The sequence below is a fragment of the uncultured Maricaulis sp. genome (assembly GCF_963976135.1).
GTDB lineage: Bacteria > Pseudomonadota > Alphaproteobacteria > Caulobacterales > Maricaulaceae > Maricaulis.
In genome coordinates this window covers 1-13,095 of the sequence record NZ_CAXBKN010000085.1, presented here as the reverse complement: position 1 = coordinate 13,095, position 13,095 = coordinate 1, and the positions used below count along the sequence as shown (strand labels likewise).

Sequence of the window (13,095 nt, the reverse complement as noted above, 5' to 3'; positions counted from 1 at the left end):
GCCCAGATCCGGGCCAATCTGGAGCGTTGGCGCTGGCTGCCGGAAGATCTCGGCCGGCGGCATATCCGCGTCAATATCGCCGATTTTTCGCTGGAAGCGCGCAATGAGGGCGTGGTCGAACAGACGCATGACGTGATCGTGGGCCGCCTCTACCGGCGCACTCCCGTTTTCTCGGCCAGCATGACTTATTTCGTGATCAATCCCTGGTGGGAAACCCCGCCGAGCCTGGCCGCGCGCGACAAGCTGCCAGCCTTCCGTGCCGACCCCGGCGCTGTGACACGTTTGGGCTTCCAGGTGATCGACCGTTCCGGCTCACTGGTCGACCCCGCAACGATCGACTGGGCCACGGTACCGGCCACCAACTTTCCCTATCGGCTACGTCAATCTCCCGGGCCGCTCAATGCGCTTGGTGAAGTGAAATTCATGTTCCCCAACCCGCATAATGTCTATCTCCATGACACGCCGACGCGCGGTCTGTTCGCCCAGACGCGGCGCGACTTCTCCTCGGGCTGCGTGCGGGTGCGTGACCCGCTCTTGCTGGCCGAATGGGTCGCTTCGGACAACCCGAACATGACGCCGGCGCGACTGCAGGCAATTGCCGCCGGCAATGACGAGACCCGCATTTCACTGCCCCGCGCGATTCCGGTCCACATATTATATTGGACCGTCGTGCTCGATTCAGACACTGGCGTGCGTTTCGTGGACGACGTATATGACAGGGATGCCGTGTTAATCGCCGCGCTGGATTCACCACCGCCGCCTTTGGAGTAGCGTCCTTGAACGCCATTTTCGGGAATGCGCTGATTGCCGCGCTATTGATGAGCAGCAATGCCAATGCGGTCGAGCTCGCCGCGCCGGCTCCGATGGACCAGACGCCACCGCCCGCCGCTACACTGGCCGCCGATTTCGCGCCAGGCCACCTGCCCTTCTCGCTGACCATACGCGATGAGCTGCGCATTGATTACGAGACTTTTGCGATCTTCGCCCGCCCTGGCGAGCAAGTCCGCATACGCGCCGACCGACCTTTGAGCTGGACCGATGAGATGGTGATGCGCACCGCCTCACCCGAACTCGACTGGACGGCACCAATGCAGCCCGGCCTGTCGCAAGTCAGCCTCGAGGACGTCGAGGGCCATGTCATGACCCTCAACCTGATCGTGATGCGATCAGCCGATGGCGAGAGCATCAATGGCTATCAACTCGGCAGATATCCAGCCGAGCCCTATCTGGGCCACGAGAATTATCGCGCACCGGAATTTTTCCTCGAGGTCGATAGCGAGCTCGGCGATATTGCCGTCTCGCCGCATTTCACACTCGGTCAATTCCTGTGCAAACAGGAGGCCGATGGCCCGCAATATCTCGTCCTGAGCGAGCGGCTTCTGGTCAAGCTGGAACGCATACTGGAAGCGGCCAATGAGCGCGGCTGGCGCACAGACGGTTTCACCGTCATGAGCGGCTATCGCACGCCGGTCTATAATGCCGGTCTCGGCAATGGCGAGAATTCACGCCACATCTATGGCGGCGCGGCCGACATCTATATCGATGTCGATGGCGATGAGGTGATGGACGATCTCAATGGCGATGGCGAACTGGACCGGCGCGACGCCGCCGCCCTGTTCGACCTGGTCGAATCCCTGGCCGACAATCCGCTCTTCGCCGGACTGGCTGGCGGTCTGGGCGAATACGCGCCCAATGCCTGGCACGGCCCCTTCGTACATGTCGATGAGCGCGGCTGGAATGTGCAGTGGGGCCGCTAGGGGCTAGCTGAAACTCTTGGTGGCCATCCGCCGGATAAAGGCCTCGGTCTCGTCGGGCCTGTTGATCTGCACCATGTGGCCAATGCCCGGCAGGACTTCCTCATCAAGCTGCGGGATGCTTGTCCGCAGGGCGTCGAGATTGGCCTGCGCGTCGAGGATGCGGTCGCTATCGCCATAGATGACGCCGACGGGCAGCTTGATCTCGGAAAAGCGCGCTGTCAGCGCCGGCATGTCGAGCCCGACCGCGGCATAATCGGTCGAGGCGGTGACGAAGGCGCGCGGACGCAGTCCCAGCAGGCCGCCGCCGCGAAGGCGGAAATCGGCGGGCGCCTCATTGGGGCCGAAAACCAGACGCAGCGTCGCATCGCCGGTGCGGATCGACATCGGCACGGCCAGGGTTTCGCCGATCAGACGCCGCATGAACGGACTGGCGATTTTGAGCGCATCGAAGGCCTTGGCACCCTCTTCGGGAAGTTTCGCCAGCGGCGCGATCAGGGCGATGCCCGAGATCGAGTCCGGATGGTTCAGCGCCAGGGTCAAGGCCACGGCGCCGCCCAGCGAGTGACCGACGATCAGGGGTTTTTCGATCCCCTTCGCCGCCAGGAATTCGGCGATCATCCGCGCCTGTTCCGGAATGCGCGCCTGCTCATCACTGTCGCGGGCCGAATAGCCGCTGCCGGGACGGTCCAGCGCGATGACGCGGAAATCATCCTTCAGCGCATCCGTGGTCGAATGGGTGAAATTCTGCAAATGCCCGGCAAGCCCGTGAATCATCACGATCGGACGACCCTCGCCCTGATCGAGGAAATGGATCTTGCCGCCCGTCACCGTCGCAATCTCGCCCGCAGGCGGGATCGCGGCCTCGACCCGGCGCGCAATCATGCGCGACCAGATGCTGAGCCCGGCCAGAACGGCAAGACTGATCAGAACCAGCCCGCCCAGAACCGTCACGAGAATTGGAGTCATGAGTTTATTCCTTGTTCCGGGGCAGCGGCTTCGGGGCTCGCATTGCGGCCGATCAGGCTCCAGTAATGGGCGGGCAGGATGCGCTCGATCAGGGCCATGAAATGGGCATCACGGCCGACCAGGACGCGCGGGCGGCGCCGCGTGACGCCGCGCAATATGATTTCGGCCGCCTGTTCCGGCGGCATGACGAGAAATTTCTCGAACGCTTCCTGGCCCCGGGCCAGCTCTGCCGGGTCCGCATTGGCGGCGTGGCGGGCATTTTTCGCGATCGAGGTCCGGATACCGCCCGGATGCACGGTGGTGACGCCAACGGATGTGCCGGCCAGCTCGTGGCGCAGCGAGTCCGAGAAACCGCGTACGGCAAACTTGCTGGCGCTATAGGCAGTCTGGCCGGCCGGGGCGACCAGGCCGAACAGGCTGGAAATATTGGTGATCTGGGCCTGATCAGGCTCGCGCAGCATGGGCAGGAAAGCGCGCGTCATCCGGACCACGCCCCAGAAATTGATCGACATCAGCCAGTCGAAATCGGCCTCCGACACGTCTTCGAACCGGCCGCCTACAGCAACGCCGGCATTATTGAACAGGAGCGCCGCACCGCCATGGGCAAGCCGGACGGCATCGGGGAATTCGGCAATCGCCCGGGCGTCGGACACGTCGAGATGATGCAGGCTGACGCGGTCGGCCGCGATGCCGGTGGAGGCTGCGATGCGGTCGAGGCCCTCGCGGTCGATATCCGCGAGCGCCAGACGGCAGCCGCGCGCGGCCAGGCCGTGGGCCAGGGCGGCACCGATACCGCTGGCCGCTCCCGTGATCACTGCGGTGCGGTCAGCGAAGTCGAACTGGGCAGGCATGGGCACTCCTGGGGCTGGTGCTGGGCCCGTCGCGATCCGGATGGGTCGCGCGAATACTTGCCCAAGTATGCCTCAGCGCCAAGCCGCAAAAGCGGGAAGTCGAGAATTTCTCTTTTCCGGTATGGCGATCCGGTCAGGACGCAGGATGGTTTTCCTCACCCTGGCCAATGTCCGGCTTGGGCAGACGCGCCGAAACCCAGCGCCCGACCACATAGAAGACCGGGGTAAAGATCAGGCCGAAAATCGTCACACCGATCATGCCCGAAAAGACAGCGACACCGAGCGCCTGGCGCATTTCAGCGCCGGCACCATGGGCGAAGGCCAGCGGCGTCACGCCGAGGATGAAGGCCAGGGCCGTCATCAGGATCGGACGCAGACGCAGCCGCGCCGACATGACCGCTGCCTCGCCGGGCAGAACGCCTTCGCCCTCCTCGGATTGCTTTGCGAATTCCACCAGCAGGATGGCATTCTTGGCGGCCAGGGCGATCAGGACGATCAACCCGACCTGGGTCAGGATATTATTGTCCATCCCCGCCAGATTAATGCCGATCATCGCCGCCAGGATACACATGGGCACGATGAAGATCACCGCCCAGGGCAGGGTGAAGGCCTCGTATTGCGCGGCCAGCACCAGGAAGACGAAGACAACGGCCAGCGCAAAGACGATCAGCCCGGAATTGCCGGCGGCCTTTTCCTGATAGGCCAGCTCGGTCCATTCATAGCCGAAGCCCGGCGGCAGAACGGCGTCGGCGATCTCTTCCATCGCCGTCAGGGAATCGCTGGTCGACAGGCCCGGCGGGGTACTGCCCTGCACTTCGACGGCCGAGAAGATATTGTGGCGGACAACCCGCACCGGACCGGAATCCGGGCTGACGGTCGCGACCGCCGAAATCGGCACCATCTCCCCGCTCAGCGAACGCACCTGCAGGCGGCCGATATCGGCAACATCATCGCGGAAGGGCGCATCGGCCTGGGCCATGACCCGGAAGGTGCGGCCAAGGAAGTTGAAATCATTGACGTAACTTCCGCCAAGATAAATCCCCAGCGTCTGATAGACGGCTTGCGGATCAACCCCGATACGTTGTGCCCGGTCGCGATCGACATCGACGCGGATGCGCGGCGAACCGGTATTGAAACTCGTATAGACCCGCGAGACGCGTGGATCCTGGTTTGCCGCCGCGATAACCGCATTGGCCGCCTGCTGCAGGGCTTCCATCCCCTGACCGGACCGGTCCTGGACCATGAGTTTGAAACCGCCACCATTGCCCAGGCCGCGCACGGCCGGTGGCGCGATGATGAAGGCGAAGCCTTCCGGAATCGCCTGCCCCAGAATGCCGGTGAGGCGCTGTGACATCTCGACTGCGGACATGCCGGGGCGGCCTTCCCGCTCCTCATAGGGGGCGAGCTTGATGAACATGGTCGCCGCATTCGAGCCCATGGTGAAGCTCGACCCGTCCAGGCCGACCAGGGCGGCCAGCGTGTCCACGCCCTCGGTCGCGAGCAAGACGTCCTGGGCCCGCCGCACGACCTCATCGGTCCGCGCCAGCGATGCGCCGGGTGGAAGCTGGATGACACCGATCAGCGAACCCTGGTCCTGCTCGGGAATGAAGCCGGTTGGCGTGTCCGTGAGCTGCCAGGCGGTCAGGCCGAGCAAACCGCCATAGACGATCAGGACCAGCGCAACGGTGCGCACGAGGCGTGCCACCGAGCGGCCGTAAAAGGCGGCGAGCCGGTCGAAGGCCTCATTGAACTTGCGGCCGGCAAAGCGCAGCGGCGCCATGAAGGGGAGCCGGTCAGGCGAGCCGTCGCTGGCATGCGGCTTGAGCAGGAGCGCACACATGGCCGGGGTCAGCGTCAGCGAAACGAAGAGGGAAATCACGGCCGCCGAGGCAATCGCGACAGCGAACTGGCGATAGAAAATGCCCGGAATACCGCTGAGGAAAGCGGTCGGTACAAAGACCGAGACCAGCACCAGCGTCATGGCGATCAGCGCGCCGCTGACCTCGTCCATGGATTTGCGCGAGGCATCGCGCGCCGACATTCCGTTGCGCATCAGGCGTTCGACATTCTCGACCACCACGATGGCGTCATCGACCACAATCCCGACCGCAAGCACCATCGCAAACAGGGAGAGTGAATTGATCGAATAGCCCAGGGCGAGCTGGATCGCGAAAATACCGATGATGGAGATCGGAATTGCGACGATCGGGATCAGCGCCGCGCGCCAGCTTTGCAGGAAAATGATCACCACCAGCACGACGAGGAAGACCGCTTCAAGCAGCGTGCTCTGCACGGCATGCACCGAGGCCTCGACGAATTCGGTCGGATTGTAGGGAATGATATAGTCCATGCCCTCGGGGAAACTCGCCGATGCATCCTCGATCGCCTCGAGGACGAGGTCGGCCGTGGCCAGGGCATTGGCGCCCGGCTGCTGGATAATGGCCATGCCGACGCCGGAAATGCCGCCGAAATAGCCGCGCACCAGATAGGATTCCGAGCCAAGTTCAACGCGGGCGATATCATTGAGCCGGGTCACGGCGCCATCGGCATCACGATGGACGACGACATCGGCAAACTCCGCCGGCTCGATCAGGCGGCCGCGCACCTGGACGGGCAGCTGGAAGGCGGCGGGCTGGCCATCGGCAAAGGGCGGCTGGCCGAGATTGCCACCGGCGGCCTGGATATTCTGGGCCCGCAGGGCATTGACGACATCGATGGCGGTCAGGCCACGCGCGGCGGCCCGGTCTGGATCGATCCAGACGCGCATCGAATAGCTGCCGGCACCGAAAATGCGCACATCGCCGACCCCGTCCAGCCGCAACATGCGGTCGCGCAATTCAGAGCTGGCATAATTGCCCAGATAATCGGCATCGAGCGAACCGTCGAGCGAGCGCAGGGCGAACAGCATGAGAAAGCCGCTCGCTTGCGCCTGAACGGTCACACCGGTCTGGCGCACCGTTTCCGGCAGGCGGGTCTGGGCGCGATTGACCCGGTTCTGGACCAGGACCTGGGCGGTATCGATATCCGTGCCGGGCTCAAAGGTCACCGTAACCGAGGCCAGCCCGTCCGCTGTCGAGGAAGAGGCCATGTACAACATGCCCTCGACACCATTGATCTCCTGCTCGAGCGGTGCCGCGACCTGCGCCGCGACCGCTTCGGCGGTTGCGCCCGGATAACTCGCGGTGACGGCAATGGTCGGCGGTGCGATTTCGGGATATTGCGCCAGCGGCAATTGCGGATAGGCGAATACGCCCATCAATGTCGTGAAGACCGCGAGGACCAGTGCAAATATCGGACGGTCGATGAAGAAGTGTGACAGGCGCATGGGCGGGGGTCCTGAACGGATGCGAAAACGCGGGAGCGGTGACTACTGCTCGACGGGATAGGCGGCGGACGCCGGCTGCGCCTGGGTCAGGGCGGTCGGTTCGTCGAGGTCCTGCCGGACAAGCTCGACCAGCTGCGGCGTCACGGTCACGCCGGGACGGGCGCGCATGATGCCGTTGACCACCACCCGATCCGTGGGCTCCAGACCTTCGGAGATTACCTGAAGATTGCCGCTCGGCGGGCCAGGCGTGACAAGGCGCGGCTCGACGACATTCTCCTCATTGATGACATAGACCAGACGCCGCGGCCCATCGGAAAGAATGGCGGTTTCGGGGACCAGGATCGCCTCATAGAAGGCGCTGCCGCCGACGCGCGCCGCACCGAGCATGCCCGGGCGGATCAGGCCATCCGGATTGGCGACCCGCGCCCGCACGCGGATCGTGCCCGAGGTCGGGTTGATGCGGTTGTCGGCAAAGACGATTTCGCCAACATGCAGGTATTCGGTTTCATCCTGCAGCCGGATCTCCACGCGGGAGACATCATCGGTGCGCTCGCGGCGCTGATAGCGCAGATAGACCGCTTCCGAGGCATCAAATTCGAAATAGAGCGGATCGGCGCCGACGATGGTGGTGAGCACATCGCCTGAGGAATTGCCGCCCGACACCAGATTGCCCGGATCGACCATGCGCGAAGAGGTCCGCCCGGCCGCCGGGGCCGTCACCTGGGTGAATTCCAGATTAAGCGCGGCCGCATCGACATTGGCGCTGGCCGAAGCGACACCGGCCTCGGCCGTCCGCACGGCGGTACGGCGCTGTCCGACCGCTTCCTCGGAGATTGCGCGCGAGGGCAGAAGCCGTTCGGCGCGATCAAGATCGGCGCGGGCCTGCGCCAATTGCGCACGAGCCTGACCCAATTGGCCATTGGCCGCAGCCAGCACAGCTTCGAACGGGCGCGGGTCGATCGTGAACAAGAGATCACCCGCCTCGACAATGGCACCATCCTCGAAATGGACGGCCTCGAGATAGCCGCTGACCCGGCTGCGGACATCGACATGTTCCGGCGAGTCGAAGCGACCGGTGAAGGCGTCCCAGTCGGCAACCCGCTCGACCAGGGGCAAGGCGACATCAACGCCCGGCGCGCCCGGCGCCTGTTGCGAGCCACCGCCACCGCCACAGCCAGCCAGGGCGAAAGCAAAGCAAAAAAGAATGATGCGGGGAGCGAGGCGTGCCATGTCGAGTCCTTGGAAAATGGGCCGATACGGGCGCAGCTGCAGCGACAAGTCATCGGTCGATGACACAAATGCGCCCGATGGCTATACTATGTCAACAGCTGATGACAAATTCATGCTGTGAACCAGGATTGTTTGATGACCAAGCCCGCCCGCCCCCGTAATGCCGAGGCCACACGCGCCGCCATTCTGGCCGCTGCGCGCCATTGTCTCTCGCGCGAGAGCTATGATCAGGTCGGCATTCGCGATATCGCCGTCAAGGCCGGCGTCGATGCCGCCCTCGTCTGCCGCTATTTCGGTTCCAAGGAGGATTTGTTCGCCCAGCTCCTGCGGCGCCCGGACAAACCGCTCGACGTGATCAAGGCCGGGCGTGACGGGCTCAGCGTCCGGGTTGCGGAGATGGTTGTCAGCAAGGATGGCGATCAGGAGGCGGTTGAGGACCTGCTGATCATGCTGCGCTCGGCCTCTTCAAAGACGGCCGCGTCCCTGGTGCGCGACGCCATGGTCGAACGCTTTGATGAGCCGATTGCGCAATTGCTGGAAGGTGAAAGCCCGCAATTGCGTGCGCGTATGATGGGCAGCGTGATTATCGGCCTGATCGTCAGCAAGATCATCCGCGGCTCCTGGGATATCGAGGCACCTGGACACGACGCCTTCCAGCAACGGATCGAGGATCTCGTTCGCCTCAGCATCCAGGAATTCTGAGGCCCTCAGCGGGTGGATTACACGATCCAGGGCAGGAAGGCGGACGCCAGGCTGAGCACCAGGAAAAAGCCGGCCATGTCGGTAATCGTCGTCAATAGCGGTCCACTCGCCGCGGCGGGATCCTGGCCGAAGCGCTTGAGCAGCAGCGGCACCACGCCGCCGATAGAGACGGCCAGCACGGTGTTGAGCGCCAGCGCGACGCCAATGACGCCGCCCAGCACGGCATTGCCCTTCCAGATCCAGGCCACCAGCCCGATCAGAATGCCCAGCACGATCCCGTTGATCACCCCGACCGAGGCCTCCTTGGCCCAGACCCGGAAGGCATCGATGGGCTTGACCAGGCCGAGCGATAATTCACGCATGGTGACCGCCACCGCCTGATTGCCGGAACAACCGCTCATGTCTGACACCATCGGCAGGAAGATGGCGATCGCGATGATGGCGGTCAGGGTTTCCTCATAGGCCGAGATCACACAGGCCGCGATGATGTTGAGGACAATATTGGTCGAGAGCCAGGCGAGCCGGCGCCGCGCACGCAGGACGGTCGGCTGCGAACGCAACTCATCGCCGACCAGACCCTGACGTTTCAGTCCATCGGACTCGGATCGCTCCAGAACCGCCTCGTCCATCGCCGAGCGCGAGACGACGCCGACCAGACGGCCATCGGCCTCAACCACCGGAATGCCGAGATAGCTGTACTTGTCGAACAGGTCCCGCAGCTCATCGAGCGGGGTCTGCGCGCCAACCGTGACCGGCGGGCTCATAATGCCGGAGAGCGCGGCGCTGCGCCTGGAGGTCAGCAGCGCGCGCAGCGAGACGACCCCGACCGGCCGCTCCTCCGCGTCGAGAATATAGGGGTGCTGACCACGATAGGGCTCGAAATCTTCCTCATCGGAGGCGAGCCGTCGCAAAACCTGGCCGACCGTATCGCCTTCATGAAAAGTGAAGGCCTCGGCGATCATCAGGCCGCCGGCCGTGCCGTCATCATAGGCGGCCAGGCGCCGGACATCGGCCGCATCCTGCTCATCCATCTCCGCCAGGATCGCCTCGGCATCCTCATCGCTCAGCTCGCCGATGACATCAGCCTGAACATCGGAATCCAGCTCATCGATAATATCGACGGCCGTGCCGACCGAGAGCCGCTCGACCAGTTCGACGGCGATCTCGTTCGGTGCCTCATTGATCAGCTCGGCGGCGCGGTCGGCGTGCAGCATGCCGAAGACGCGGTCGCGTTCCTTCGGGGCGAATTGCAGGATTTCACGCAGGGCATCGCTGAGCGTTAGCGTCGCCAGCAAGGCTTCCAGCCCGTCAACATCATCGGCCTCGATCGCATCGCGGATCCGGTCATGGATATCACCGGGTTCGTCGAATTCAGGCTCTTGTTGGGTCTGCGACACGGGACGCCCTCCGGATCAATGCGTATCAATTATGGAATTATTGTCTCATGACATAAAAAACTTTCTCTGGACAATTATTTTATGCCTTTCTATCGTAAAGCATGAATTTGACCTCACCTTGCTTCGAGACGGCTGCCGACAAGCTCGCAGCCCTGTTCGACACACCGTTCGGCGGCAAGCCGAAGGGCCGGTTCCGGATATCGAACAAGCTCCTGCGCCAGATATTGCAGCGCCGCCGCCTCTATGATGACGATATCCGCCCATTGACCCGAAGCCTGCTTGAGCGCGGCTATGTCCTTGTTGATATGGACAGTTTTTTCGTGGTTCTGAGTGCGAACTCCTTCGTCAACTACCGGCGCGCCAATGAGGAAAGCCTGCGGTGACAAAACCTCACCACGCCTCCCCCAAGACAGAAATCGGCTGGCGCGAAATCGTCGGGCTGCCGGGTCTCGACATCCCGGCCTTGCACGCCAAGATCGATACCGGTGCGCGCACCTCGGCGCTCAATGCGGCCGTCATCCGCGAGTTTGAGCGCGATGGCGAAACCTGGGTGGAATTCGATGTCACCTTCACCGAGGACCGCCATGTCCAACGCTGCCTCGCCCCGATTGCGGACCGGCGTGAAATCAGGAATACCAGCGGCATTCCCGAACTGCGCCATGTCATCGAAACCCGGCTGACCCTGGGTGCGCGCCAATGGCAGATCGAACTCTCGCTCGCCGATCGCGAACCGATGAAATTCGACCTGATACTGGGGCGAACGGCACTGCGAAACCGCCGGATCTGCGTCAATCCGGGCCGCTCATTCCTCAGCGGACCGCCTTCCCATCCCTTGCCGGCCACAGGCCAACCGGCCTGACACCCGCTGACGGCGAACCACCCGGCCGCTGTCCGACCACCTCTGAAAGGACGACCGCCATGAAAATCGCCATGCTTGCCCGCAACGCCAATCTCTACTCGCACAAACGCCTGAAAGAGGCGGCAGAAGCGCGCGGCCACGAGCTCGACATCATCGATACGCTGCGCTGCTACATGAATATCGCCTCGCGCAATCCGGCGATCTATTACAATGGCGAGAAACTGCCGAAATACGATGCCGTCATCCCGCGCATCGGTGCCTCGGTGACGTTTTATGGCCTCGCCGTCCTGCGCCAGTTCGAGATGATGGGCGTCTATCCGCTCAATGAATCCGTCGCCATTGGCCGTTCGCGCGACAAGCTGCGCTCGCTGCAGCTGCTGGCACGCGACGGGATTGGCCTGCCGGTGACAACCTTCGCCCATGACCCCAAACAGACCACCGAAGTGCTGGCCGTCACCGGCGGCTCGCCCCTGGTCATCAAACTGCTCGAGGGCACGCAGGGCATCGGCGTCGTGCTGGTCGATTCCGACCGCTCGGCGAAATCGGTGATCGAGGCCTTCCGCGGCGCCGGGGTGAATATCCTGGTGCAGGAATTCATCAAGGAAGCCGGCGGCTCCGACATCCGCGCCCTCGTGGTCGGCGGCAAGGTCGTCGCCGCAATGCAGCGCACCGGTGCCAAGGGCGATTTCCGCTCCAATCTCCACCAGGGCGGCACTGCCCAGGCCGTGAAGATCTCCCCGGAAGAGCGCTCGACCGCGGTGCGCGCCGCGAAGAGCATGGGGCTGAATGTCTGCGGCGTCGACATGCTGCGCTCCAATCACGGCCCGGTGGTGATGGAAGTCAATTCCTCGCCCGGCCTGGAAGGCGTCGAGAAAGCGACCGGCATTGATGTCGCCGGCAAGATTATCGAGACGCTGGAGAAGACCAGCATGCCCGGCAAGACCAAGACCAAGGGCGCTGGCTGATGCCGGCCCGTCCCGCTTTCGAAATCGGCCTGCATGAAATTGCCGCCGGCAGCCGCGCCACGGTCGATCTGCCGGTCAGCGTGCTGTCGGACCACACGCCTGTCACCATGTCGGCGCATGTCGTCCACGGCAAACGAACAGGGCCGACACTCTTCGTCAGCGCTGCGGTCCATGGCGACGAGATTATCGGGGTCGAGATCGTGCGCCGCCTGCTGCGCAATCCGGCCCTGAACCGGCTGCGCGGCACGCTGCTGGCGGTGCCGATCGTCAATTCCTATGGCTTCATGTCGCATTCGCGCTATCTGCCCGACCGGCGCGATCTCAATCGCTGCTTCCCCGGCAGCACCCAGGGATCGCTGGCGGCGCGGCTGGCGCACATCTTCATGACGGAAATCGTCAAGCGGTCCGATGTCGGGATTGATCTGCATTCGGCCGCCATCAACCGGACCAATCTGCCGCAAATCCGGATCTCGCCCGCCATGCCGCGCACGATGGAGCTGGCCGAAGCCTTTGGCGCGCCACTGATTTTGACCTCGAAGACCCGCGAGGGCTCGCTGCGCTATACGGCCCAGGAGGCCGGGGTCGATGTACTGCTCTATGAGGCGGGCGAAGGGCTGCGCTTCGACGAATTCGCCATCCGCGCCGGCGTCACCGGCATCATGCGCGTCATGCGCCATCTGGAAATGCTGCCCGCCAAGGACGCCGCGCGTCCGCGCACCGCGCCGATGAAATCACGCTCGAGCTATTGGTTCCGCGCCCCGGCCGGCGGTCTGATGCGCAGCTATAAAACGATTGGTGACCAGGTGATGGCCAATGACGTGCTCGGCGTGATCTCCGATCCTTTCGGCGAAGTCGAGATCGAACTGGTGGTCCAGGAGCCGGGCCTGATCGTTGGCCGCACCAATCTGCCGGTCGTCAATGAGGGTGACGGCCTGTTCCACATCGCCAAGCTCAGCAAGGCCGCCGACGCGGAATCGACGCTCGACAACATGGCGCTCGAATTCGAGGCCGATCCGATCTTCGACGAAGACGAGATCATCTAG

General features: G+C 63.6%; 12 protein-coding genes. 7 read left to right on the top strand and 5 right to left on the bottom strand.

Annotation, left to right across the window (positions count from 1 at the left end):
* Both AAC023_RS11360 and AAC023_RS11355 read left to right on the top strand, forming a co-directional pair.
* Positions 1-771, top strand: a 771-nt coding sequence (locus AAC023_RS11360; protein ID WP_339741277.1) for a L,D-transpeptidase family protein, incomplete at its 5' end; no start/stop codon positions are given.
* A gap of 5 nt (positions 772-776) precedes the next feature.
* Positions 777-1,757 carry a D-Ala-D-Ala carboxypeptidase family metallohydrolase gene (locus AAC023_RS11355; RefSeq protein ID WP_339741276.1) on the top strand — a complete coding sequence of 327 codons (981 nt, stop codon included), beginning with the start codon at positions 777-779 and terminating at the stop codon, positions 1,755-1,757.
* Positions 1,758-1,760: 3 nt separating this feature from the next.
* On the opposite strand, the gene AAC023_RS11350 is transcribed toward AAC023_RS11355, so the two are convergent.
* From AAC023_RS11350 to AAC023_RS11335, 4 genes are all read right to left on the bottom strand, one after another.
* Entirely contained in the window at positions 1,761-2,723 is a 963-nt protein-coding gene (locus tag AAC023_RS11350; RefSeq protein WP_339741275.1) for an alpha/beta hydrolase, read from the bottom strand.
* Positions 2,720-3,574, bottom strand: coding sequence for an SDR family NAD(P)-dependent oxidoreductase (locus tag AAC023_RS11345; protein ID WP_339741274.1), 855 nt, complete (start codon positions 3,572-3,574; stop codon positions 2,720-2,722). The genes AAC023_RS11350 and AAC023_RS11345 overlap by 4 nt, the downstream gene beginning before the upstream one ends.
* Positions 3,575-3,707: 133 nt before the next feature.
* Positions 3,708-6,899, bottom strand: coding sequence for a multidrug efflux RND transporter permease subunit (locus AAC023_RS11340; RefSeq protein WP_339741272.1), 3,192 nt, complete (start codon positions 6,897-6,899; stop codon positions 3,708-3,710).
* 42 nt (positions 6,900-6,941) lie between these two features.
* Entirely contained in the window at positions 6,942-8,129 is a 1,188-nt protein-coding gene (locus tag AAC023_RS11335) for an efflux RND transporter periplasmic adaptor subunit (RefSeq protein WP_339741271.1), read from the bottom strand.
* Between the two features lie 135 nt (positions 8,130-8,264).
* Here AAC023_RS11335 and AAC023_RS11330 point away from each other — a divergent pair, with 135 nt between their 5' ends.
* Positions 8,265-8,831 carry a TetR family transcriptional regulator gene (locus tag AAC023_RS11330; protein WP_339741269.1) on the top strand — a complete coding sequence of 189 codons (567 nt, stop codon included), beginning with the start codon at positions 8,265-8,267 and terminating at the stop codon, positions 8,829-8,831.
* 17 nt (positions 8,832-8,848) lie between these two features.
* Here the strand turns inward: AAC023_RS11330 and mgtE are convergent, their stop codons facing one another.
* Positions 8,849-10,228 carry a magnesium transporter gene (gene mgtE / locus AAC023_RS11325; protein WP_339741268.1) on the bottom strand — a complete coding sequence of 460 codons (1,380 nt, stop codon included), beginning with the start codon at positions 10,226-10,228 and terminating at the stop codon, positions 8,849-8,851.
* Positions 10,229-10,329: 101 nt separating this feature from the next.
* Between mgtE and AAC023_RS11320 the strand changes: the two genes are divergently transcribed.
* The 4 genes from AAC023_RS11320 to AAC023_RS11305 are packed head-to-tail and all read left to right on the top strand — an operon-like array spanning position 10,330 to position 13,095.
* Positions 10,330-10,611, top strand: coding sequence for a hypothetical protein (locus tag AAC023_RS11320; protein ID WP_339741267.1), 282 nt, complete (start codon positions 10,330-10,332; stop codon positions 10,609-10,611).
* Complete coding sequence (locus AAC023_RS11315) at positions 10,608-11,087, top strand: RimK/LysX family protein (protein WP_339741266.1); 480 nt, start codon at positions 10,608-10,610, stop codon at positions 11,085-11,087. Before AAC023_RS11320 ends, AAC023_RS11315 begins: the two co-directional genes overlap by 4 nt.
* Before the next feature lie 59 nt (positions 11,088-11,146).
* Positions 11,147-12,052 (top strand): 30S ribosomal protein S6--L-glutamate ligase, encoded by a 906-nt coding sequence (gene rimK / locus AAC023_RS11310; RefSeq protein ID WP_339741265.1) that lies wholly within the window; start codon positions 11,147-11,149, stop codon positions 12,050-12,052.
* Entirely contained in the window at positions 12,052-13,095 is a 1,044-nt protein-coding gene (locus tag AAC023_RS11305) for a succinylglutamate desuccinylase/aspartoacylase family protein (protein ID WP_339741264.1), read from the top strand. Before rimK ends, AAC023_RS11305 begins: the two co-directional genes overlap by 1 nt.